Raw genomic sequence first — 22,726 nt, forward strand, 5'->3', positions numbered from 1 at the left:
GATCGGAGCCGCTCGCTTGCGGCGGCTCCGACCTAAATCGACCTAGTCGATCTCCTCGATCACCCGCCGCTCGCGCGGCTCGATGACATAGGTCCGGGTGTCGCGGTGGATGTAGCGATATTCACGCAAGCCCGGCGCATCGCGGTAGACCGTGGTCGGGAACTCCTCGACCTCGACGCTCTCGGGAAGACGGTCACCGACGCGGATCTCACTGCGCGCCGTGCTGCCGGTGGTCCGCACTTCCTTGCGCCCCTCGGTACGGGTTTTCGCATGCTTGCGGATCACCTCGCGATCGCGATCCGAGAACTTGCTGGCGCTACGCTCGCGCGTCGTCGTCGTTGTCGCCGTGGACTGGCCTGAATACGGCAGCACCGTCACGATCTTGTAGGTCGCCGGATCGACCACGACGATCTGATCTTTCACCAGCGCAAAGCTGTAGCCGCGATATTGCGGCACGATCTCGACGACGTCGGGCGGCAGCGTCGAGAGGTGCACGTCGCGCGGCACCACCGTGCCGACGTTCAGCGCGAAATTGACGTTGGTCAGCGGCCGCACGTTGAGGTGCGAGATCGACGCGCTGATCTTGGTCTCCTGCTGCTTGTTGAGGTTGACGTCGGTCTGGGCGGCCGCCTGGTTGCTCGTCGGCGCAGTCGGTGCCTGCTGGGCCTGGTTGGTTCCAGATGCGGCCGGTGCCTGCTGGGCTTGATTGCTGGCCGGCGGCGGATTGGACCGGTCCTGTGCCTGGTTGGTGTTCGCAGCTGGCGGGTTGGCACTCTGCTGCGTTGCAGGCTGGTTACCGGCTGCATTGGAATTCGCCGTCCCGCTCTGCGACTGCGCAGTCGAGCCCGTATTGGCGGTGCCGGAGCCGGACGATGGTGGGTTGGCCTGCGTGGTCTGGGCCGGCGTTCCCGACGACGGGGATTGCTGCGGTTGCGATGTGGTCTGCTGCTTGTCGGTCGCGCTCGACTGCGAGCTCGTGGATGGCGCGGTGGAGTTCGACTGGGACTGCGGCGTCTGCTGAGACGGCGGATTCGTGCTGGGCGATTGCGCATACGCGGCGCTCGCCAGCGCCACCCCCAATGCGGTGGTTGCCAACAGGCGGATCATGGTTCACTCCCTTTCATCAAATGAACATTGGCTACTAACCTGCGCTAGGACGCGCAGTTCCACTTTTTCCCGAGGGAAGGCCGCGGCTCTTTTTCTGCGGAACCTGCAATGCCATCGAAGAGTGCCGGGATCATCGCCTATCGCAAGCGTGGGAACATCGAGGTGCTCCTGGTCCATCCCGGAGGGCCGTTCTGGCGCAACAGGGATCTCGGCGCATGGTCGATTCCGAAGGGGGAATACGCGGACGGAGACGACCCAGAGATCGCGGCGCGACGTGAGTTCGCCGAGGAGCTGGGACTGGAGCTTTCCCTGCCGCTGACCCCGCTCGGCCAGGTCAGGCAGCGCGGGGGCAAGCTCGTCACCGCGTTCGCGGCCGAGCTCGATCTCGACGTGCGCAGCATTCGCAGCAACACGTTCGAGATGGAATGGCCGCCGCGCAGCGGCAAGCGGCAGGCCTTTCCGGAAGTCGACCGCGCCGAATGGTTCACGCTCGACGCGGCGCAGGAGAAGATCAATGCAGGACAGCGTCCGCTGCTCGACCGGCTTAAGCTGCTGATCGGCAGATAGCGCGTCGCGCCCTATTCCGCCTTGATGTTCGCGGCCGCAACCACCTCCGCGAGCTCCTTGGTCTCCTTGGCGATCTTCGCGGCGTAGTCGGCCGGGCTGAGCACGCTGACGACGCCTTGCGCGCCGAGCTTCTCCTCGGCCGAGGGATCCTTGGCGGCGGCGACGATCTCCCGATGCAGGGTTTCCAGGATCGGCGCGGGCGTTGCCTTCGGCATGAAGAAGCCGACCCAGAACGAGATGTCGAATCCGGGATAGCCGGCTTCCGCCACGGTCGGCACGTCGGGCAGCGCCGGCAGCCGCTCGGCCGAGGACACCGCCAGCGCGCGCAGCTTGCCGGCCTTGACCAGCGGCACGGCGGAGAGCGGATCGAACACTGCCAGCACCTCCTGCGCGAGAATGCCGACCTCGGCGGCCGAGCCGCCGCGATAGGGCACATGGATCAGCTTGATGCCGGCCTTCTGGCTGAGCAGCTCCATGGCGAGATGGGCGAGATTGCCGTTGCCGCCCGAGCCGTAGGCGAGCGCGCCGGGCGCGGCCTTCGCCGCAGCGACGAGATCGGCCACCGACTTGACGTTCGCCGTCTTGGGATTCTCGGGATTGACGACGAGGACGAGCGGCGCCGAGACCACCGTGGTGAGCGGCGCAAAATCGACTTGCGGATCGTAGCGGATGTCCTTGAACAGCGTCTTGTTCAGCGTGATCGTCGACGAGTTGCAGGCGAGCATGGTGTAGCCGTCCGCATCGGCGCGGGCGACGCCTTCGGCCGCGATCATGCCGTTGGCGCCGGCGCGGTTCTCGACGACGAAGGGCTGGCCGAGCTTGTTGCTGAGCCGATCGCCAATGATGCGCGCGACGACGTCGACCGGGCCGCCCGCACTGAAGCCGACCATGATCTTGACCGGCCGCGACGGATATTTCTGCGCGAGAGCCTCTGTCGCCGGCGCCAAGGCGCATAGAGCTGCGATGACTGCCAGCAGGCGGGCGGTTCGTTGCATTCGTTCTCTCCCAGACCTCTTGGCGTCGCTTGTGCATGCTTGTTGGTGCGACGCCGTAGAAGTCATGAATAGCGACCGTGCCCGATTTCGCAATCGCGTTTGAGCGCCGGCATTCCGCCGCACGGCACGTGCGTGCCGCTTCCAATACAAAAGTGCGAAAACAACCCCATGCACAGTAGACCGCCCCTTTCAGAACAAAGGCTTGCGCAGGGCCGAGGAAATTTTTCGGATTTACGAAATAAATTCTGTCGCGTCGGGCAAAACAGTGCCATAATGGCATCATCGCAACAGTCGCGAGCGTCACGGCCTGCCGGTCCGGACCCGTGCCGACGCGGTTGCGTCTAAACCCTTCATCGACATTCCGAAATCCGCATTCGCGCGCAGCGGCGAACGGCCGTTCGCGCTTGCGCGCTCAAAGGACACATGCCCATGACGACAGCTCTCGAACGCCACATCCCCTCGCCGCTCGCGGCATCCGATCGCAGCGTCCCCGCCGCGACCCCGCGCGTAAAACTCTACAAGCGGCGCATTGCGATCCGCCATCCCGACCCGCACACCGGCGAGCGGCTGCTGGCCGAGGCGCTCGGCGCCGCCGACCGCGACGCGATGCACGGCATATTGAGGCAATTGGTCAAGGCCAGCGTGGTCGGGCAGAAGCCGGATGAGGCCAATCTCGCCTTTATGATCTCGACGATCAGGAGCATTGCGCCGAAGGATTCCGTCGAGGCCTTGCTGGTGTCGCAGATGGTGTCAGTGCACATGGCGGCGATGCGCTGTGCCTGCCGTCTCGCCTGCACCGACGATCTGACGCAGCAGGAGGGCATCGCCCGCGCCTTGACCCGGCTCTCCCGCACCTTCGCCGCCCAGGTCGAAGCGCTGAACCGCCACCGCAACAGCGACGAGCGCGCGATCACGGTGCAGAATTTGTCGGTGCAGGACGGCGGACGGGCGATCGTGGGCAACGTCACGCAGCATGCCAGCATGATCATTGCGGAGGCTGGTGCAATGGAGACGACTTCGAATGCAGAAACGGGCGCAGGCCGCGAGGTCCATACGAGTGGCGCCTGCGTATGACCGGCGATCACATCCGTCATACCGATGCAATGCAGTCGAGCCCGCGCTGCGGGGCGCAGACGCGCCGCGGTCTCGCGTGCCGCGCGCCAGCCGTGCACGGCAAGCGCCGCTGCCGCATGCATGGCGGCGCGCCAAGATCGGGCGCTCCGAAGGGCAACCGGAATGCATATCAACATGGAATGTGCTCACCGGACGCCCGCGCCGAGCGACACCGGATGAAGGCCTTGCTGGAGGACGCTTGGAAGCTGCTGATCGAGTTGAAATAGATTGCGGCCCAGGAGCGACGCGGATGACGCCATTCCGGCGCGAGACATGACCTCAAGAAAACGAAGCTCTGATGGAGCCTTAATCCAGAAAGCTCGGTGCCGCAGCCATAGAACTAGGGCCGTGTGCTCGCCGGAGCCACAGGGACAATCTGCAGCCCAGCTGCGTTCAGCGCTTCAGTGATTTGCTTGGCCAGCAGCTTGGCTTCCTCAGTGCCGATTTGAGCGTCGGGAAGCCGCTCGAAGAACGCACAAAGCGTCGTCGCTATGATGGTATTGACCTGGTGCGCATCAACCATTTGCTGCACGCGACATTAAGAATGACTTCACCGGCGCGGCGGTCGCCTGCCGGGCCGTGGCGGGTCATCGCAAGCCGAAGAACGAAAGAATGACGGCGATCACAACGATGAGCCCTATGAGGTAGATCAGACTGTTCATCGCAATTCTCCTTTCCCACGTGATGGGTTGGATTCATTCGAGGGTCGTCGCTGCGTCCCTGGCACTACCTTGCTGAACGGCCAGCTTTTCGAGCTCCACTTCCTTCTCGATGGCCGCCAGAGAGTTGCCGATCTTGTCGACGATCCTGACCAGATCGGCATTGGAGATGCGAAGCCGCCTGCGGACCGACTTGACCTGCTCAGCGTTCGAAAGATCGAGCGTCGTGCGAATGGGCCGTGGCGGTCTCGAGGACAGCATGATCAGGTCTCCCTAACCTAGGTAAGAGAGACGATGTCTCCTTTGTTCCTACGTTCGCCAACGGAAGCTCCCAAGAGCGAAGATGATGCAACCGTCGCGCGCACCGCGGAGACGCCCACAACACTTTATCCCCGCGGCGCAACGCCATGACTCCCTACCAGGCTGCGTGCCGTCTCAAAGGTGGTGCGTTGCAATGCGGCTAACCTCTCGGCAATGGCATTGCTCGAGAGGTCGAGTACCAGCCCGAGATCACATTCCGGCATGAGGGGGGCGCGCTGCCGCCATTGGCACCCGCCCCCTCAATCCTGTAACCCACCCTAAAACCTTCTCGGGACGGGACGCTCATGACCAATGCCGACGACGACGCGGGCACCGCCACCCGCGCGCTGATCTTCGCGCTGGTCGCGCTCGCCTGCGGCCACATGCTGTCGACCCTTCTGCGCACCATTCCGGCGGTGAGCCTCGACCTGATGGCGGCGGATTTCCACATCGAGCCGCAGGCGCTGGCGAGCCTCACGTCGGTCTACCACTTTGCCTTTGCAGCCTCGCAGATCCCGGTCGGCGCGGCGATGGACCGGTTCGGCGTGCGGCCGGTGTCGCTCGCCCTGCTGGCGGGAACCGTGTTCGGCGCGATGGCCTCGGGGTTTGCGACGGGGCCCGAGAGCTTCGCCGTCGGGCAACTGCTGCTCGGCGTCGCCACCTCGGGCATGCTGATGTGCCCGATGACGCTCGCAGCCAAGCAATTGTCGGCGGCGCGATTCGGATTGTGGTCGGGCGCCATCCTCTCGATCGGCAATATCGGCATGCTGCTGTCGGCGAGCCCGCTCGCTTTCGTGATCGATACTTACGGCTGGCGCACCGGGTTCTGGATCTCCGCAATCGGCGGCATCCTCGTCGCGCTGGCGGTGTTCGTACTGGTGCCGCACCAGCCGGCCGAGCACAAGGACGAGTCCTCGCCGCTGTCGCAGATGATCGATGTGGTCAGGCTCGGCCTGTCACGGCCGCTGCGCGGCGTGATCGCGCTGGCGATGGTGTCGCTGGCGAGCACGCTGGTGCTGCGCGGCCTGTGGGGAGGACCCTGGCTGATGGAGATCAAGGGCCTGACGCGGATCGAGGCCGGCAATCAGCTCGGCGCGTTCACGCTGGCGATGATCGCAGGCCCGCTGCTCGTCGGCATGATCGACCGCAGGCTCGGCCGCCGCCGCGAGCTGGTCGCCGGCACGCATGCGATCGCGGCGCTACTGCTCGCGCTGATGGCGCTGGGAGCGCCGCACTTTGCCGTTGCATGGCTGTTCGGCGTGAACGTCATGCCGCCCTCCTACGATCTGGCATTGTTCGTGCTCATCGGGCTCTTCACCTCGGCGCAGCCGCTGCTGTTCGGCATGTCCAGGCAACTTGTCGATGCGCAGGTCGCCGGCAAGGCGCTTGCGGCCGTCAATCTCGCCTTCTTTCTCGGCACTGCGCTGATGCAATCCGTCACCGGCGCGGTGGCCGCGCTCGCGGGGCTGCCGGCGGTGCTGCTGTTCATGGCGGCGGCACTGGCGGTAGGCGTGCTGATTTTCTTGATCTACACGCAGCGCGTCTGAGCCCCTTGCGAAATGCGGAAGCGCAGGAGATGCTGCGCCGCCATCCGCATCAAGGGAATTCGAGTCCATGCCTGTCGACACCAAAGCCGCCACCGATCGTCTCATGCGCTTCCTCGCCGTGGAGGGCGTCACCGGGCAGGAGGCGGCGATCGGGCGGGAGCTCACGGCTGCGCTGAAGGAGAGCGGTGTGCCGGCGAAGGCGATCCGGCTCGATGACGCCAACACGCGCATTCCGGTGCCGACCGAGACCGGCAACCTCATCGTCGACCTGCCCGGCCGCGGCGCGCTGCACAACCATCCACGCATCATGTTCATGACCCACATGGACACGGTGCCGCTGTGCGCCGGTGCCAAGCCAAAGTTGACGGGGCGCAAGATCGTCAACGACGCCAAGACCGCGCTCGGCGGCGACAATCGCTGCGGCTGCGGCGTGCTGGTGACGCTGGCCGCCGAGCTCCAAAAGCAGAAGCTCGATCATCCGCCGATCACGCTGTTGTTCTGCGTGCGCGAGGAGAGCGGGCTCTATGGCGCGCGGCACGTCAAGCTCGACGAGCTCGGCAAGCCCGTGATGGCGTTCAACTATGACGGCGGCTCGGCCTCCAACGTCGTGATCGGGGCCGTCGGCGCCGACCGTTGGACCGTCGAGATTTTCGGCCGCGCCTCGCATGCCGGCGTCGCACCCGAGCGCGGCATCTCCTCGACCATGATCATGGCGCTGGCGCTTGCGGACGTGAAGGCCGGCGGCTGGTTCGGCAAGGTCGTGAAGGGCAAGAGGCAGGGCACCAGCAATGTCGGCCCGGTCACCGGCGGCGAAGGCCGCCCCGCGGGCGATGCCACCAATGTCGTCACCGATTACGTGCATGTGCGCGGCGAGAGCCGCAGCCACGACGGAAAATTCTTCAAGGAGATCACCAAGGCCTACAAGGCCGCGTTCGAGAAGGCGGCCAAGAAGGTGACGAACGCGCAAGGCAAGTCCGGCAAGGTCAAGTTCAAGGCCGAGACAGACTATTATCCGTTCCGCATGAAGGAGAATCTGCCGGTGGTCAAACGCGCGATCGAGGCGGTGTCTGCGGTGGGGGGAAGCCCGAACGTGCGCGCCGCCAATGGCGGCCTGGATGCCAACTGGATGGTCCGCCACGGCGTTCCGACCGTCACCTTCGGTGCCGGCCAGAACGAGGCACACACGGTCGACGAATGGATCAATCTCGACGAATACGACCGCGCCTGCGCGCTGGCGGTGCAGCTGGCGACGATGCGGTGAGATGGCAAACGGCACGTCATCGCGCTTCAACACGGCTCTGATCTAACGGGTCGATCGCGGCTTCCGTGAAGTCCGCGCCTGTCCCGTGCTGCCATCGATGGCGAGCACCGTCACGCGGTTCCTCGGCCGCAATCAAACCGAGTCAGGAGCAAACCTCCGCCATCAACTCCAAGTAGATTCAGATCCAAGCGTGACCGCAGTGCGTCTCGCCGAGACCTCCGCTGTTTTCAGAGTCACGTGACTGACATGAAATGGGAGTGATGCGCCATGCGCACGATGCCGAACGACACCCTGATTCTCACCTTTCCGGACTTCAGCCAAACCGCGACCATCGTCGGGGATCCCAACTTCCCGATCGATGGCTGGGGCGGGAACGACACGGTGACGGCAACCATCCTCAACGCGGACGTGTTCGTTACGCTGATCGGCGAAGACACGGTCATGCAGGGCAATTCCCACGGCGGCAACGACACGCTCACGGCGAACGTGGATTATCCCTTCAGCGGCGCCACCATTATGGGCGACGCCGAGACCATGTTGGGCAATGCTGCAGGCGGCAGCGACACGCTCACCGCCGACGCCGGCGGCAATTTCCGCTCCAACATCTCCATTTACGGAGATGCCGGAGGCGACATGTCGGGCAACACGCAAGGCGGCAATGACACGCTGACAGGCGTGACCGGTGGGCGGGCCTTCGAGAACGTGTTCAGTGGCGATGCCGGGGGATCCATGAGCGACAACGCGCATGGCGGCAACGACACGCTGAACGTATTCGAATATGCATACGAAAGCACGGCGACCCTCAGTGGGGATGCCATCGGTGCCATGACCGGCAATACAATCGGTGGCAACGACGACCTCACGCTCGGCATCAGCAGCGGCATGGCGATCGGAGGTGGAACGCTGGCCGGCGATTCGCTCACGTCATTGACCGACAATGCCCAGGGTGGCAACGATACCCTGACCTTCGTGACGAATGGCGGCGAGCCGCCGCCGGCCGTCTACGGCTCCCAGCTGATTGGCGACGCCATGAACATGTCCGGCAGTGCGCGTGGCGGCAATGACATCCTCAATGGCGGAGAGTTCACTGATCATCTCTACGGCGATGCGCGGACTTATGCGCCATCTACCCCTGGCTCCATTACCGGCGGCACGGACACGCTCAACGGCGGCGCGGGTAATGATCAGCTGTGGGGCGGGCCGAACAACGATGTCTTCGTCTTCACGGCCGGCTCCGGCAACGACGTCATCAACGACTTCAATCAAGGCAACATGGCGGTCGGCAGCGCCGCGGGGGAACTCGACGTGATCAACCTGCACGACTACGGTTTTGCCGACTGGGCGACCCTGTCCGGCCTCATCAGCGATGACAGCTCGGGCAATGCGGTGATTCAGCTCACTGCCAATGACACCATCACCCTGAGCGGAGTGCATGCGGCCTCGCTGGAGGCGACTGACTTCATAGTCTAGCGTAAGGTGGGTTAGCCCCGCGGATTGCGCGAAGCGCAAACCGCGGGGCGTAACCCACCATCTTCGTATCCGCGGAGACAGAAGAGGTGGGTTACGCCGAGCATATGCGCTTTGCGCATCCGCTCGGCTAACCCACCCTACGAAGAACAAAAATCAGGGAGGCACCATGCCACGCATCGCAAACATCGAGACCGGGCTCTACCGGATCCCCCTCCCCATCACCCTGTCGGACTCCACGCATGGCGACATGACGGCGTTCGAGCTGATCACCTGCCGCATCCGCGATGCCGATGGCGCCGAGGGCGTCGGCTACACCTATACGGTCGGGCGCAACGGCGGGGCTGTGGCCGACATTCTCAAGCGCGAGATCCCGCCGCTGGTCGAAGGACGCGAGGCCGACGATACCGAGGCGATCTGGCATCATGTCTGGTGGGGGCTGCATTATGGCGGGCGCGGCGGGCCGGCGGTGCTGGCGCTCTCGGCACTCGACATCGCGCTGTGGGATCTGAAGGCGCGGCGCGCCAAGCTGCCGCTGTACCGCCTGCTCGGCGGCTTCGATGCGCACGTGCCGTGCTACGCCGGCGGCATCGACCTCGATCTCTCCGTCGATGCGCTGCTCAAGCAGACCGATGGCAACCTCGCCAAGGGTTTTCGCGCCATCAAGATGAAGGTCGGCCGGCCCGACCTCAAGTCCGATGTCGCGCGCATCTCCGCGATGCGGCAGCATCTCGGCGACGGCTTTCCGCTAATGGCGGATGCCAACATGAAATGGACGGTCGAGGAGGCGATCCGCGCCGCGCGTGCTTTCGTTCCTTTCGACCTCACCTGGCTCGAGGAGCCGATCATCCCCGACGACGTCGCGGGCCATGTGCGTATCATGCAGGCGGGCGGCGTGCCGATCGCAGCGGGCGAGAATCTGCGCTCGCTGTGGGAGTTCAAGAACTACATCGCCAGTGGCGCGGTGTCCTACCCGGAGCCCGACGTCACCAATTGCGGCGGCGTTTCCGCCTTCATGAAGATCGCGCGGCTGGCGGAGGCGTTCAACCTGCCCGTCACCAGCCATGGCGCGCATGACATCACCGTGCACCTGCTCGCGGCCTGCCCGAACCGATCCTATCTGGAGGCGCACGGCTTCGGGCTCGACAAGTATCTCGAGCATCCGCTGGTGCTGAAGGACGGGCTGGCGCTGGCGCCCGATCGGCCGGGTCACGGGATTGGGTTCGATTGGAAGGGGCTGGCGAAGCTGGCGTAACACCTATTGCTCGTCATTCCGGGGCGCGACGAAGTCGCGAACCCGGAATCTATTGGGCCGCGGAGCTCGCTGCACGATGGATTCCGGGTTCGCGCCAAGAGGCGCGCCCCGGAATGACGGAAAAAGCGCACATTGCTGCACGCGAGGCATTCCAAGGCGCAGGGTGCATGGCGGTGATAATCCTTTATGGTGACGGCAACCGACACCTTGCGAAAGGCCCCTGCCTTGTCCCCCGAACTGCACCAGAAACTGACCGCGTGGCGCCGGCATCTCCACGCCCACCCGGAGCTGTCGCTCCAGGAGAAAGAGACCTCTGCCTTCGTGCAGGACAAGCTCACCGAGCTCGGCATTCCCTTCGAGGCTGGAATCGGCGGCCACGGCATCGTCGCGACCTTGAGGCGCGGCCATGCGCAAAGGCGGGTTGGCCTGCGCGCCGACATGGATGCGCTGCCGATCACCGAGGACACCGGGCTGCCCTATGCTTCAAAGTCATCCGGCGTGATGCATGCGTGCGGCCATGACGGCCATACCGCCTCGCTCCTGGGCGCCGCGGCGCTGCTCGCCACTGATACCGATTGGAGCGGCACGGTCGATTTCATCTTCCAGCCGGCCGAGGAAGGCTTTGGCGGCTCGCGGGCGATGGTCGCGGCCGGACTGTTCGATCGCTTTCCGATGGAGCGGATATTCGGCTTCCACAACTGGCCGGGCCTTGCCGCCGGCACCATCGCCGTGCACGACGGCGTCGTGATGGCCTCCGGCGGGCGCATCACCATCAATATCGAGGGCCATGCCGGGCACGCCGGTATGCCGCATCTGACGCGTGATCCCGTGGTGGCGGCCGGGCACCTCATCGTCGCGCTGCAATCGGTCACCTCGCGCGGCGTCGATCCGCTCGACACCGCCGTGCTGTCGCTGTGTACGATCGAAGGCGGCACCGCGCCGAACCAGATCGCCGGACGCGTCACCATCCGCGGCACGCTGCGCTACCACCGCGAAGTGGTCAAGGACGTCATCCTCGATGGCATCACGCGTACCTGCGCCGGGATCGCAACCAGCTTCGGCGTCAAGGTCACGCCCGAGATCGTCTGGGGCGTTGGCGTGGTGATCAACACGCCTGATGAGGCTGACCTCGCGCGCATCGCCGCGGAGAAGGTGCAGGCACCGGTACGGCGCGATCTCGCGCCCAGCATGGCCGGCGAGGATTTCGCCCATTATCTGCAGCAGCGGCCCGGCGCCTTCGTCTGGATCGGCAATGGCGAGTTGCGCGACGGCGCGGAGCTGCACGGCCCGCGCTACGATTTCAACGACGCGATCCTGCCCGTGGCTTCACGCTGGATGGCGGAAGTGGCCAAGGCGGCGCTGGCGACGAACTGACTTAGGAGATCTCGCGCGGCAGCTTCCAGTCCGGCCGCGGCGCGAACGTCTCCTCCGTCTCTTCGATGCGCTCGACGTGATAGCCGGCCGGCAGAATGTGGCCGCCCTCCTCGTCCGCAATGGGGACGTCCGTGACGAGGCCCTCGATCAAGGCAGCTTCCCACACTTCCTTCTCGGTCGGAAAGGGATTGCCGATCTGCTTGTTGCCTTCGAACAGCGCGTACATCGGTTCCGGTCCTCGCGTTCACGCTCACGAGAAACGTATCGGCCGCACGGACGTTCCCTCCGGCAAATGGCAACGGATGGTACGTAAAACATGGCGCGCGTTCTGATCGGAACTTCGGGCTGGCACTACGCTTCCTGGCGCGGCCCGTTCTTCCCCGAGGGCGTGACGCTGAAGCAGCAGCTCAGCTACTATGCCGGGCAGTTCGACACCACGGAGCTGAACGGGGTGTTCTACCGCACGCCAACGCCGGAGGCGGTGACGGGATGGCGGGAGCAGACCGGCCGCGATTTCGTGTTCGCCTGGAAGGCGTCGAAATTCATCACGCACTGGAAGCGCCTGTCGGAGCGCTCCGTCAACAGCCTCGAGCTGCTGGAGGAGCGCATCTCCCGGCTCGGCGGCAAGGCCGGCCCGATCCTGTTCCAGCTGCCGCCGCAATTCGAGGCGAACGCGGACCGGCTCGCCTCGTTCTTCAAGCTGCTGTCGCGGAAACGCCGCTACAGTTTCGAATTCCGCCATCCGAGCTGGTATCAGCCGCGCATCCTGCGCATGCTGGCTGAGGAGAACATCTCGCTGTGCCTGTCCGATCATCACGACGCGCCGGCGCCGTGGAAGCGCACGGCGGATTTCGTCTATGTGCGCGGACACGGGCCAAGCGGGCGTTATCACGGGCACTATACCCATCCCACGCTGGCGCAATGGGCTAGGCGCATCAAGTCGTGGAAGCGGCAGGGCTGCGACGTCTATGTCTATTTCGACAACGACCAGAAGAGCGCAGCACCGGCCGATGCCAAGGCGCTGAAGCAGCTGCTGTGAGTTAGATGATGCCGCCTTGCCGGAGCGCCGCGATCTCGTCTGCATTGTAGCCGAGGTCGGCGAGGACGCGGTCGGTGTGCTCGCCGAGCGTCGGCGGACGGTGCGCGATCTCGCCCGGCGTTTCCGACAGCCGCACCGCGGCGCGGGCGACCGGCGCCTGCTTCGGCAGGCCCGGATAGTCGACGTCCTGCATGAAGCCGCCGGCGCGGATGTGCGGATGATCCAACGCCTGTTGCGGCGAGAGCACGGGACCGGTCGGAATCATCGCCTGGCCCAGCGTGTCGACGGCCTCCTGCGTGGTGCGCTCGGCGCACCAGCGCGCCATCCGCTCGCTGATGATGCGGCCGTTATTGCCGCGGCTGATGTCGTCGGCAAAGCGCGGATCGTTCAGCCACACATCCTCCTCGCCCATCAGCCGCGCCCAGCGCTTGAACAGCGGATGACCGGTGACCTGGCACAGCACCCAGCCGTCTTTGGTGCGGTAGATGTCGGCGGGCGCCGCGGTCTGGCCGAGATTGCCCGTCGGCACGCGGTTGACGTCGATGACGGCCTGCTCGATCAGCGTGGCATTGGTAAAGGACAAAGCTGTTGCGAGCAGCGCGCCCTCGACGATCTGGCCGCGGCCGGACTTGCCGCGCTCGATCAGGGCGGCGAGCGTGCCGAACGCGCAGTGCAGCGCAGTGCCGAAATCGACCCAGTTCACCGCGGCGCGGTACGGGGGATCTCCGCTGCCGGTCATGTACACCGAGCCCGACATCACCTGGCCGACGCCGTCGAAGCCGACGCGGTCGGACCACGGGCCCGGCCCGCCGAACGCGGTCGCCGTGGTCAGGATGATGTCCGGCTTGATCGCCTTCAGCGATTCGTAGTCGAGCTTCATCGCGCGCAGGGTCTGCGGCGGCAGATTGGCGACCACGACGTCCGCGGTCGCGATCAGGCGGCGCATCACCTCCTGGCCTTCCGCCTTCATTGGATCGAGTGTGATGCCCTTCTTGTTGCGGTTGATCTGGAGGAACAGCGCGCCCTCGCCGCCTTCGCCCACCGGCGCGACGAACCGATCCTCGCTGCCGTCGCGCTTCTCGACCCGGATGACCTCGGCCCCGAACTCGGCCAGCAATGTCGCGCAATAGGGCCCGGCGATATAGCGCCCGAAATCGAGCACGCGCACGCCCTCCAAGACTCCTCCCATCGCACCCTTCCCTGTTTTTTTGCAGATTACAGGGACTGGCCGCCAGGGCAAGTTGGGAAGCGCGCATGCGATTTTCATCGTCACATCGCGAACGCCCCGATGAAGCCGCAGTTCGTGTACCCGCCTTGAGGTTCCCGCTCGCTATTGCTGTGGGGCGGAGCCCTTGCTCCTGTGCATGAACGCCATCATCTCCTCGAAAGTGAGCTTGCCGTCCTTGTCGCGATCCATTGCCTTGAAAATGCGTTCATGGGCGACCTGAAACTCGGGCAGCGAGACGTTCCCGTCTCCATCAGCATCCATCAGCGCGTAGACGATGCGGAAGACGACCGGCGGCTCCATGGCGGCACCGCCCATCGCGCCATGCCCTTTCATTCCTTGTCCCATCATTCCTTGTCCCATCATCCCGCGCCCCATCATTCCCATCATGTCTCCACCGCGCATCGGGCTCTGCCGCTCGGCGGATGGGTTGGCAGGAGAACTCGACTGCGGGGATGCCGGCGTCTGCTCCTGTCCGGGATGATGACCTTGATGGTCCGCTGGCGATTGAGCCAGAGCTGGCTGGCCCAGGATGGCGAGCAGCAACGCTGCAGCAACGGTTCGACCTAGCATGACGCTTCCTCCGGCCTTGATGTCGGTCCGACGAGCTTGCCGAACGTCATCGGAATTATCTTGAGCCAAGTCAAAAAGGCGGGCTGGTGGGCCAGGTTTCACCCCGCCCGTGCGGAGGAAGCGGCGCGGTCACCGACGGAAACTCGACGGCCGGAGACTATGCGTTAAGATGCGACCGGTTCGTCCCCCAGCGAGAAGTGCACACCCATGCCGCAGCAATTCGATCGATCCGCAGAAGATCTCGGCAACGCTATTCATTTCGAGCACGTCAACATCCAGGTCCCGGACCAGCGGCTCGCCACGCTGTTCTACGTCGCCGGGCTCGGGCTCACCCGCGATCCCTACCTGATGGTGTCAGACACCAACATGTGGATCAACGCCGGGCGGAGCCAGTTTCATCTGCCGAGCGGCCGGCCGCAGGTGCTGCGCGGACATATTGGCCTCGTCATCGAAGGCCGCGAGGCGCTGCTGGCGCGGCTTGCATCGGTCGGGAAGAAACTCGAGGGCACGACGTTCGCGTTCAGGGAGCACAACGACCATGTCGAGGCGGTTTGCCCCTGGGGTAACCGCGTGCGCTGCTACGAGCCCGACGCGGCGCGGTTCGGCCGGATCGCGCTCGGCATTCCCTATGTCGAGTTCGACGTGCCCAAGGGATCGGCAGCCGGCATCTGCGCCTTCTACCCTGAAGTCATGGGCATGCCCGCGAGCTTGCGGAACGGCGATGGCACTGTGGCCGCCGTGAAGACGGGCCGCAACCAGCATCTGCTGTTTCGCGAGACCGACCGGCCGCAAGCCGACTATGACGGTCACCACGTGCAGATGTACATCACGGACTTCTCCGGCCCCTACCGCAAGCTGCTCGCGCGCAAGCTGATCTCGCGCGAGGACAATCAATACCAGTACCGGTTCTGCGACATCGTCGACCTCGACAGCGGCAAGAAGCTGTTCACGGTCGAGCACGAGGTGCGCTCAGTGACCCATCCGATGTTCATGCGTCCGATGGTCAATCGCAATCCGGCGCTCAACAACCGCAATTACGCGGTCGGCCACGACGAGTCGGCTTGGGCGATGGGGCCGGATCAGTACGAGGGGTAGTCCTCGCGCGGCGCTTCCGTGCGCTTCACGCTACGGCAAATTATCCCGCAGGAAGATGTCGATGCGGATGCGCTCCTGGTCGGGGCTGATCGGCTCGCCAGAACAATGCGCGAGCAGGACTCGCGCCGCAGACCGCGCCTCGTGGCCGGCATCCTGGTTGATGACGGCGTCGAGCGTGCCGCGCACCAGGAACCGCCTGGTGTGCTCGGTCAGCTCATGGGTGATCCAGACCACCTCGCGCGCGCGGCCCGAGGCCTCGAGCGCATCGGCGATGCCGCGGTTTCCGGCGCCGCAGCAATAGATGCCGCGGAGGTCGGCATGGCGGGCGAGCAGCGCGGCCGTAAGGTCCCGCGTGCGGTCGCTGTCGTCGCGCCCCTCGATGACAGGCAGTGCGGACAGATTCGCATACTCGCTCGACAGGATCTGGTGGAAGCCGAACTGCCGTTCGGTGTGGTCGCGCAGCGACAACGATCCCGCAATCACGGCGACGGTGCCCTCGCGCCCGGCGAGGAAGCGTCCCATCAGCGTGGCGGCGGTGCGGCCCGCGGCCGGATTGTCGATCCCGACATAATGCACCCGGGACGAGCTCGGCGCGTCCGACACCAGGGTGACCACGGCAACCCCGCGCGCGACGAGCTCGTCGATCGCGGCGCGAACCCGGGGATGATCGAGCGCGATGACGGCAACGCCCTGATAGGCCGGCGAGAGGTTCTCCAGCGCACGGGCAAGGACATCGGGGTCGAACACGTCGACATGGTGGATGTCGATGAAGCCGCGATGGCCGGCGAGCCAGTCCGCGGTGCGCACGACCTGCTCGCTGAGGTTGGTCATGAAGCTGTTGCTGCCGGTCGGCAGCACGAAAGCGAAACGGAAGGTCTGCCCGCGGGCGAGCCGCGCCGCGGCAAGATCGGCGCGATAGCCGAGCTTTGCCACCGCGGCCTCGACACGCGCGACGGTCTTGGCGCGGACACCCTCGCGCCGGTTGACGACGCGATCGACGGTGGCGAGCGAAACGCCCGCGGCGCGCGCGACGTCCTCGAGCGTGGCCCGAAGCACCGGCTGGGTCGCGCCTTCAGTCATTCGCGCGCGGCCCACAGCATGCCGCGGGTCATCAACGTCCGGATCTCCGGCACGTCGAGCTCGTAGGCGCGGTGGCCCAGCGAGGAATAGAATACCCTCCCCGCGCCATAGCGCTTCTTCCACACCACGGGCATCACCACGCCCTCGATCCAGGGCGCGTGCTCACCGGTGAAGGTCGTCGTTGCCAGGACCTCGATGGCGGGATCGACATGCATGTAATATTGCTCGGACCGATGCTCGAAGCTCTTCAGACCCGTCATGATCGGATCGTCCGGCTTCGTCAAGTCGACCTTGTAGTCGATGATGTTGCCGGGATGGGCGACCCATTGCCCGCCGCACAGGAACTGGTAATCGACCGATTCGCGGAAGGCATCGCACATGCCGCCATGATGGCCGGCGAGCCCGACGCCGCTGCGCACCGCATCGCAGAGGTTGAGCGCTTCCGCCTTCTCGATCTTGGACATCGTGTAGATCGGTATGATGAGCGACAGATCGTGGATCGCGGGATCGGCGAAGGCTGCCGTCGTGGTTTCGATCCGCACCTCGAAGCCTTCGGCCTTCAGCCAGCCACGGATCATCGACGCGCAGAGATCGGGATCGTGTCCCGGCCACCCACCCCATACAATCATTGCCTTGCGCATGGTCATTCCCTCAATCGATCTGTCCGGTTTCACGCCCCGCGGGCAGCATCGCCGGCCGCTCGACGCGGCTCTCGATCTTGACGCGACGGCCCTCGTCGGCGGAAGTCTGGAACGCCTCCATCACCTCCAGCACGTGGAGGGCGAGCGCGCCGCTGGCGCGATGCGGTCGGTCGTTCAGGATCGCGGACGCCATGTCGGCGACGCCGATCGAGCGGAACTCGCCCTCGACGTGGCCGTGCGTCAGCGGCATCGCCTCCCATTCGCCGCCGGTCTTCGCCACCTGCACCTCGCCGCCGAAGCGATTTGGATCCGGCACCAGCATGCTGCCCTTGTCGCCGTAGATCTCGATCGGCGCATGCCGATGTTTCGGCACGTCGAAGCTCATCGTGATCGACACGACGGCGCCGCTTTCGAACTCCAGCGTCCCGGCGACATGGGTCGGGACCTCGACCGGAATCAGCGCGCCGTTCATCGGCTGGCTGGTGACGAGGCGCTCGGTCTTGGGGCGCGCGGTCGAGCCCATCACGCTGGCGACCGGGCCGAGCAATTGCACGAGATCGGTGATGTAATACGGCCCCATGTCGAGCATCGGCCCGCCGCCGCGCAGGTAATAGAAGCCAGGCGCCGGATGCCAGCGCTCGTGGCCGGGGCAGCCGAAGAAAACGCTGCCCGCGACTGGCGTGCCGATCGCGCCGTCGTCGATCAGCTTGCGCGCGGTCTGATGGCCTCCGCCAAGGAACGTGTCGGGCGCGCAGCCGACGCGCAGGTTCTTCTGCGCGGCAAGCTCCATGACCTTGCGCGCCTCAGCGACATTGATGCCGAGCGGCTTCTCCGAGTGGACGTGCTTGCCGGCATTCAGCACCGCGAGGCTGACATCGGTGTGGGCGAGCGGCACCGTGAGATTGACGATTATTTCGACATCGTCGCGCTTCAACAATTGGTCGACCCGCATTCCCGGCAAGCCGAAGGCCGCGCTCTGGCGTTCCGCAATCTCGCTGCGCATGTCGGCGAGCGCCCTGACCTCCATGACCGGAAAGCGCTGGGCCGCCTTGAGATAGGCGGTGCTGATCACCCCGCAGCCGATGATTCCGATGCCGACTTTTCTCATGTTATCTCCTCAGAATACGGCTCATCCCTTGACCGCGCCCGCGGTGAGGCCGGCCACGATGTGCTTCTGCGCCAGCAGGAACAGAATGATCGTGGGCAGGATGGTGAGTGTGATGAAGGCCAGGATCAGGTGCCATTCGGACGAATATTCGCCCTGGTAGACCATGATGCCGAGCGGCCAGGGATACAGCGCGTCGGTGTTCAGCATCACCAGTGGCAGCAGGTAGGCGTTCCAGCTGTTGACGAAGGTGATGGTGCCGACCGTCGCCAGGATCGGACGCGACAAGGGCAGCGTCACATAGCGGAAGAACTTGATGTAGCTGCAGCCGTCGACCAGCGCGGCCTCGAGCAGCTCATAGGGAATGTCCTTGAAGAAGCGGCGTAGCAGCAGCACGCTCATGGCGAGGCTGAACGCCACCTGCGGCAGCGCGACGCCGAAATAGGTATCGAGCAGGCCGAGATCGCGCACCTTGATGAACAGAGGCAGCACGGCGGTCGCGGCGGGAAACAGCAGGCCCAGCGTCAGATAGCTGAGCAGCATCGATGAGCCGAAGAACCTGACATGGGCGAAGGTGAACGCGGCCATCGAAGCGGTGATAAGGGTCAGCGCCACCGCCAGCGTCGAGATGACAAGCGAATTGCGCAGCAGCTGCCAGTAGCGCGCCGAGAACAGGATGTCGGCGTAGTTCTGCCATTCCCATTGTGCGGGCAGGCCGAATGGATTGACACGGAGCTCGCCGAGCGACTTGAAGCCGCCGAGCAAGGTCGCGAGCAGCGGCACCAGGACGAAGATCGCGACCAAGCCGAGGAACAGCGCCTTGAACAGCGCTGCGGGATCGAATGCGCTTCTAGCCCCGACACTATTCATCGCGCATGAACCATCGCTTGTAAGTGAAGGCAAAGGTCACGCAGATCGCGAACAGGATGACGCCGATGGCGCTGCCATAGCCGACGCGCATGCGCGAGATGCCATTGTTGTAGAGAAAGCTCACCAACGTGTTGGAGGAATCGGCCGGTCCGCCGCGCGTCAGCGGCATGACGAGATCGAACAGCTGCAGCGATCCGATGATGGCGAAGAACACCGACAGGCGGATCGTCGGATAGAGCAAGGGGATCACGACGTGGCGCAGCGTCTGCGTCCGCGTCGCGCCGTCGATACGGGCGGCCTCGACCAGGTTTTTGTCGAGGCTCTGGAGCGCGGCGATGAACAGCATCATGTGGAAGCCGAAATATTTCCAGACCACCACGATCAGCACCGCCAGCATCGCCGTGTCGGTCGAGGCCAACAGATGCGGAGGCTCGGCGCCGAAGGTGCGCCAGATCGAGGCGACGAGGCCGTAGTCGCCGTCATAGACGAAGCTGAAGATCAGCCCGGTTGCGATCTCGGCGAGGATATAGGGCATGAAGAACAGCATGCGCAGCGCCACGGCGCCACGAAAGCGTTCGGCCAGCATGAGGGCGAGCGTGAGCGCAAGCGGCAGCTGGACGGCGAGCGAAACGGCGATGATCAGCCCGTTGTTGCGCAGCGCGAGCCAGAAGGCCCGCGTCTCCAGCACGAAGCGGTAATTGTCGAAGCCGATCCAGTTCGTCGGCCTGCCGAACCCGTTCCAGTTGAAGCCCGAGTACCAGGCGGCCTCGCCGATCGGCAGCACCACGAACAGCGTGAACAGCAGCAGCGCGGGCGGCAGGAACAGGATCAGGACCGTGAAGCGGCCATCCCAGCCTGGGCCACGAATCCCGACCTGGGGGGCCGCCTCACCGGCAACGCCGATCGGCGACGACATCGCGATCCGTCGCGCCACCGGTCAGTTACCCTGCTTGTACGCCGCTTCGATGGCTTTCGCTGCGTTCTGCGGGCTCATGCTGCCGCCGGCGATCTCAGCCGTGACGTCGTTGACGACGCGGCCGACCGACGGGCCAAGGCTCTGGTCATAGAAGTTCTGGTGATAGTTGGACTTCGCCAGATTGGCCGCGATCTGCTTCATGAAGGCGCTGTTGAGACCGGCTTCGCCGCCCTTGACGACGGGAACGATGAAGTTGCCGGCGGCAAGCCGCGCCTGCACGTCCTTGGAGATGAAGAACTTGAGGAAGTCGGTGGCTTCCTTGGGCGCCCCCTTGGTGATCAACCAGCCGGTGATGCCGCCGAGCGTGTCTGACGGCTCGCCCTTGCCGCCGGGTACGACCGGGAAATCGAACCAGCCGAGCTTGTCGTCGCTGAGACCAACCTTGTCGGCGGCAAGCGCGCGCTGGGTGTGATAGAAGGACGAGATGGCCAGGATCATCGCGGCCTTGCCGTCGCCGAAATAGCCGACGGCCTGCGGATTCTTGAAGCCGAGGAAGCCGTTCTGGAAGGGCTGCAGATCGACCAGCTGCTTGAACAGCTCACCTGATTTCTGGAAGGTCTCGCCGGCGAACCCGCCATTCTCGCCCTTCAGTGCTGCATCGAAGCCCGGCTTGCCGCCGATGCGCACTGCGAGATGCGTCCAGTAGAAATGCAGCGGCCATTTGTCGGCACCGCCAACCACGATCGGCGTCACGCCCGCGGCCCTCAGCGTTTTCACTGCGCCGAGCAGATCGTCCCATGTCTTGATCTTGCTCGCGTCGACATTGCCCTTGGCCATCAAGTCCTTGTTGTAGAGGAAGCCGACCTGCGAGAGCGCGGTCGGCAGGCCATAGACCTTGCCGTTGCTGGTGAAAGCCGCGAGCGCTGCCGGCGCGATCGTGTCGCTGTAGCCGCCGCTCTTTACGGAATCGGTGATGTCTTGCAGGACGCCGGCCTCGATTTGGGTCTTCAGCACTCCGCCTGCCCAGCTATAGATGATGTGCGGCCGATCCTTGGATTGCAGGATGGTCGGCAGCTTGGCCTTGTAGGCCTCGTTCTCGAGGAACTGCATCTCGACCTTCACACCGGGGTGCGACGCCTCATAGCTGCGTGCGACCTCCTCCCAGATCTTCACCTGGGCCGGGTTGACCTCGATGTGCAGCCATTTGACCGTGGTGTCGGCTGACGCGGAACTGGCCCAAAGCAGGCATGCGGCAGCGGCGAGTCCCAGTTTCCCGAGCAATCTCATCACATCCTCCCGACGACTTTTATTCTTTGAACGCAATCCTGCCCTCAATTTTTGAGGTACGCAACACAAAATCTGATCTATGCACCTCACCAACGGAATGGCTAAGGTTCGCAAAAGAGTCGGCTGCGGCGCGCCGCGCCGGCCGCAACAAACCGAGGTGCCCAATGGCTGCGATCTATTCCGACCTCGCCGGCAAGGTCGTGCTCGTCACCGGCGGCGCAGCCGGAATCGGCGCTGCGATCGTGCGGCGCTTTGCGGAGCAGAAATCCAAGGTGGTGTTCTTCGACATCAAGGTCGAGGAGGGACAGCGCCTGGCGCGCGAGCTATCCGAGCAGGGATTGGCTGCGCATTTCCAGCATGTCGATCTCACCGACATCCCTGCGCTGCGTGCCGGCGTCGTCGCGGCACGCAAGGCTCATGGCCCGATCAACATCCTGATCAACAATGCCGCGCATGACGAGCGGCACAACACCGAGGAGATGACGCCGGACTATTGGGACGACCGCATCGCGGTGAACCTGAAGCACCAGTTCTTCGCATCTCAGGCCGTGTTGCCGGACATGAAGGCGGCCAATGCCGGCGCCATCGTCAATTTCGGCTCGGTGTCGTGGATCGCAGGACAAGGCGGCATGGCCGCCTACACCGCGAGCAAGTCAGGCGTGATCGGGCTGACGCGCTCGCTGGCGCGCGACTACGGCCCCTACAACATCCGCGTCAATGCGATCGCGCCAGGCTGGATCATGACCGAGCGGCAGCTCGAGAAATGGATGACGCCGGCCGGCGAGATCGAGTTGCAGCAGCGACAATGCCTGAAGCGCCGGCTCATGCCGGACGAGGTTGCAAAGTTCACCGTCTTCCTCGCCTCCGACGAGGCGTCCGCCTGCACCGCCCAGCACTATATCGTCGATGGTGGCTGGGTCTGAGATGCCTTGAGGATCCAGTCGGAAAATCTGACCCGGGCGCGGCTGCGCGAAGCTCACGAAGTCAAGGACGCAATGGATCAGGCTGGTTGTGACCGGCTGGCGCCGTGGTCGCGCGTGGCCGACCGATGCCCTCGCTCAGGGTCTTGCCGCTGGCGACATTGACGAAGTGCAGCGAGGCGCAAGCGGGACACCGGACCGGGACGTGCGTGTCCGCGGCGTCGGAGCCTGTGCCGGAAATCCAGTGCTGCACGTTCACGCCCGTGCGGGGGCATTTGAAGATGACGTTGCGCTCCATGCTGGAGATATGCGCCCGTCGCGGCGACCTGG

The 22,726-nt window shown here is 64.8% G+C and carries 24 protein-coding genes; 11 read left to right on the forward strand and 13 right to left on the reverse strand.

Annotated elements, in window-relative coordinates; genetic code table 11:
* Nucleotides 1-42 precede the first annotated feature (42 nt).
* Nucleotides 43-1,107 carry a DUF1236 domain-containing protein gene (locus I6F21_RS07865; RefSeq protein WP_225139658.1) on the reverse strand — a complete coding sequence of 355 codons (1,065 nt, stop codon included), beginning with the start codon at nt 1,105-1,107 and terminating at the stop codon, nt 43-45.
* A gap of 108 nt (nt 1,108-1,215) precedes the next feature.
* Between I6F21_RS07865 and I6F21_RS07870 the strand changes: the two genes are divergently transcribed.
* Nucleotides 1,216-1,674 (forward strand): NUDIX domain-containing protein, encoded by a 459-nt coding sequence (locus I6F21_RS07870; protein WP_225183005.1) that lies wholly within the window; start codon nt 1,216-1,218, stop codon nt 1,672-1,674.
* Between the two features lie 11 nt (nt 1,675-1,685).
* Here the strand turns inward: I6F21_RS07870 and I6F21_RS07875 are convergent, their stop codons facing one another.
* Nucleotides 1,686-2,669 (reverse strand): tripartite tricarboxylate transporter substrate binding protein, encoded by a 984-nt coding sequence (locus I6F21_RS07875; RefSeq protein ID WP_225139660.1) that lies wholly within the window; start codon nt 2,667-2,669, stop codon nt 1,686-1,688.
* 429 nt (nt 2,670-3,098) lie between these two features.
* On the opposite strand from I6F21_RS07875, the gene I6F21_RS07880 reads away from it, so the two are divergent.
* Nucleotides 3,099-3,743 carry a hypothetical protein gene (locus I6F21_RS07880; RefSeq protein ID WP_225139661.1) on the forward strand — a complete coding sequence of 215 codons (645 nt, stop codon included), beginning with the start codon at nt 3,099-3,101 and terminating at the stop codon, nt 3,741-3,743.
* A gap of 29 nt (nt 3,744-3,772) precedes the next feature.
* Nucleotides 3,773-4,009 carry an HGGxSTG domain-containing protein gene (locus I6F21_RS38800; protein ID WP_276573618.1) on the forward strand — a complete coding sequence of 79 codons (237 nt, stop codon included), beginning with the start codon at nt 3,773-3,775 and terminating at the stop codon, nt 4,007-4,009.
* Nucleotides 4,010-4,122: 113 nt separating this feature from the next.
* Here I6F21_RS38800 and I6F21_RS07885 read toward each other — a convergent pair whose 3' ends face one another.
* Together I6F21_RS07885 and I6F21_RS07890 are read right to left on the reverse strand one after the other, a co-directional pair.
* On the reverse strand, nt 4,123-4,305 hold the full coding sequence (locus I6F21_RS07885; protein ID WP_036004233.1) for a hypothetical protein: 183 nt from the start codon (nt 4,303-4,305) through the stop codon (nt 4,123-4,125).
* 172 nt (nt 4,306-4,477) lie between these two features.
* Nucleotides 4,478-4,702: a DUF3606 domain-containing protein gene (locus I6F21_RS07890; protein ID WP_036004230.1), complete on the reverse strand. Its 225-nt coding sequence runs from the start codon at nt 4,700-4,702 to the stop codon at nt 4,478-4,480.
* 344 nt (nt 4,703-5,046) lie between these two features.
* On the opposite strand from I6F21_RS07890, the gene I6F21_RS07895 reads away from it, so the two are divergent.
* The 5 genes from I6F21_RS07895 (at nt 5,047) to I6F21_RS07915 (ending at nt 11,645) form a co-directional block, all read left to right on the forward strand.
* Nucleotides 5,047-6,288: an MFS transporter gene (locus tag I6F21_RS07895; protein WP_225139662.1), complete on the forward strand. Its 1,242-nt coding sequence runs from the start codon at nt 5,047-5,049 to the stop codon at nt 6,286-6,288.
* A gap of 67 nt (nt 6,289-6,355) precedes the next feature.
* Entirely contained in the window at nt 6,356-7,549 is a 1,194-nt protein-coding gene (locus tag I6F21_RS07900) for a M20/M25/M40 family metallo-hydrolase (protein WP_057026830.1), read from the forward strand.
* 267 nt (nt 7,550-7,816) lie between these two features.
* Nucleotides 7,817-9,019, forward strand: a complete 1,203-nt coding sequence (locus I6F21_RS07905) for a hypothetical protein (RefSeq protein WP_225139663.1) — start codon at nt 7,817-7,819, stop codon at nt 9,017-9,019.
* A gap of 166 nt (nt 9,020-9,185) precedes the next feature.
* Nucleotides 9,186-10,271, forward strand: a complete 1,086-nt coding sequence (locus tag I6F21_RS07910; RefSeq protein WP_225139664.1) for a mandelate racemase/muconate lactonizing enzyme family protein — start codon at nt 9,186-9,188, stop codon at nt 10,269-10,271.
* 225 nt (nt 10,272-10,496) lie between these two features.
* Nucleotides 10,497-11,645: an amidohydrolase gene (locus I6F21_RS07915; protein WP_225139665.1), complete on the forward strand. Its 1,149-nt coding sequence runs from the start codon at nt 10,497-10,499 to the stop codon at nt 11,643-11,645.
* 1 nt (nt 11,646) lies between these two features.
* Here the strand turns inward: I6F21_RS07915 and I6F21_RS07920 are convergent, their stop codons facing one another.
* Nucleotides 11,647-11,871 carry a hypothetical protein gene (locus I6F21_RS07920; RefSeq protein ID WP_036026065.1) on the reverse strand — a complete coding sequence of 75 codons (225 nt, stop codon included), beginning with the start codon at nt 11,869-11,871 and terminating at the stop codon, nt 11,647-11,649.
* Nucleotides 11,872-11,961: 90 nt separating this feature from the next.
* Here I6F21_RS07920 and I6F21_RS07925 point away from each other — a divergent pair, with 90 nt between their 5' ends.
* Entirely contained in the window at nt 11,962-12,684 is a 723-nt protein-coding gene (locus I6F21_RS07925; RefSeq protein ID WP_225139666.1) for a DUF72 domain-containing protein, read from the forward strand.
* 1 nt (nt 12,685) lies between these two features.
* Here the strand turns inward: I6F21_RS07925 and I6F21_RS07930 are convergent, their stop codons facing one another.
* Nucleotides 12,686-13,873, reverse strand: a complete 1,188-nt coding sequence (locus I6F21_RS07930; protein ID WP_225139667.1) for a CoA transferase — start codon at nt 13,871-13,873, stop codon at nt 12,686-12,688.
* A 141-nt stretch (nt 13,874-14,014) separates the two neighbouring features.
* Nucleotides 14,015-14,482: an EF-hand domain-containing protein gene (locus I6F21_RS07935; protein WP_036004194.1), complete on the reverse strand. Its 468-nt coding sequence runs from the start codon at nt 14,480-14,482 to the stop codon at nt 14,015-14,017.
* A gap of 207 nt (nt 14,483-14,689) precedes the next feature.
* Here I6F21_RS07935 and I6F21_RS07940 point away from each other — a divergent pair, with 207 nt between their 5' ends.
* Entirely contained in the window at nt 14,690-15,577 is an 888-nt protein-coding gene (locus I6F21_RS07940; protein WP_225139668.1) for a hypothetical protein, read from the forward strand.
* Nucleotides 15,578-15,607: 30 nt separating this feature from the next.
* Here I6F21_RS07940 and I6F21_RS07945 read toward each other — a convergent pair whose 3' ends face one another.
* The 6 genes from I6F21_RS07945 to I6F21_RS07970 are packed head-to-tail and all read right to left on the reverse strand — an operon-like array spanning nt 15,608 to nt 21,476.
* Nucleotides 15,608-16,657: a LacI family DNA-binding transcriptional regulator gene (locus I6F21_RS07945; protein ID WP_225139669.1), complete on the reverse strand. Its 1,050-nt coding sequence runs from the start codon at nt 16,655-16,657 to the stop codon at nt 15,608-15,610.
* Nucleotides 16,654-17,298, reverse strand: coding sequence for a ThuA domain-containing protein (locus tag I6F21_RS07950; RefSeq protein ID WP_036004213.1), 645 nt, complete (start codon nt 17,296-17,298; stop codon nt 16,654-16,656). The genes I6F21_RS07945 and I6F21_RS07950 overlap by 4 nt, the downstream gene beginning before the upstream one ends.
* 10 nt (nt 17,299-17,308) lie before the next feature.
* A complete protein-coding gene (locus I6F21_RS07955; RefSeq protein WP_225139670.1) occupies nt 17,309-18,406 on the reverse strand; it encodes a Gfo/Idh/MocA family oxidoreductase in 1,098 nt (365 codons plus the stop codon).
* A 21-nt stretch (nt 18,407-18,427) separates the two neighbouring features.
* Nucleotides 18,428-19,273: a carbohydrate ABC transporter permease gene (locus I6F21_RS07960; protein WP_225139671.1), complete on the reverse strand. Its 846-nt coding sequence runs from the start codon at nt 19,271-19,273 to the stop codon at nt 18,428-18,430.
* The gene (locus tag I6F21_RS07965; protein WP_225139672.1) at nt 19,266-20,207 is read right to left on the reverse strand and encodes a sugar ABC transporter permease; all 942 of its coding nucleotides are present in this window, start codon (nt 20,205-20,207) and stop codon (nt 19,266-19,268) included. Before I6F21_RS07965 ends, I6F21_RS07960 begins: the two co-directional genes overlap by 8 nt.
* A gap of 3 nt (nt 20,208-20,210) precedes the next feature.
* A complete protein-coding gene (locus tag I6F21_RS07970) occupies nt 20,211-21,476 on the reverse strand; it encodes an extracellular solute-binding protein (RefSeq protein WP_225139673.1) in 1,266 nt (421 codons plus the stop codon).
* A gap of 164 nt (nt 21,477-21,640) precedes the next feature.
* Between I6F21_RS07970 and I6F21_RS07975 the strand changes: the two genes are divergently transcribed.
* Nucleotides 21,641-22,399, forward strand: coding sequence for an SDR family NAD(P)-dependent oxidoreductase (locus I6F21_RS07975; RefSeq protein ID WP_225127522.1), 759 nt, complete (start codon nt 21,641-21,643; stop codon nt 22,397-22,399).
* Nucleotides 22,400-22,726 lie beyond the last annotated feature (327 nt).

Source organism: Bradyrhizobium sp. NBAIM03 (genome assembly GCF_020194055.1).
Classification (GTDB): domain Bacteria; phylum Pseudomonadota; class Alphaproteobacteria; order Rhizobiales; family Xanthobacteraceae; genus Bradyrhizobium; species Bradyrhizobium yuanmingense.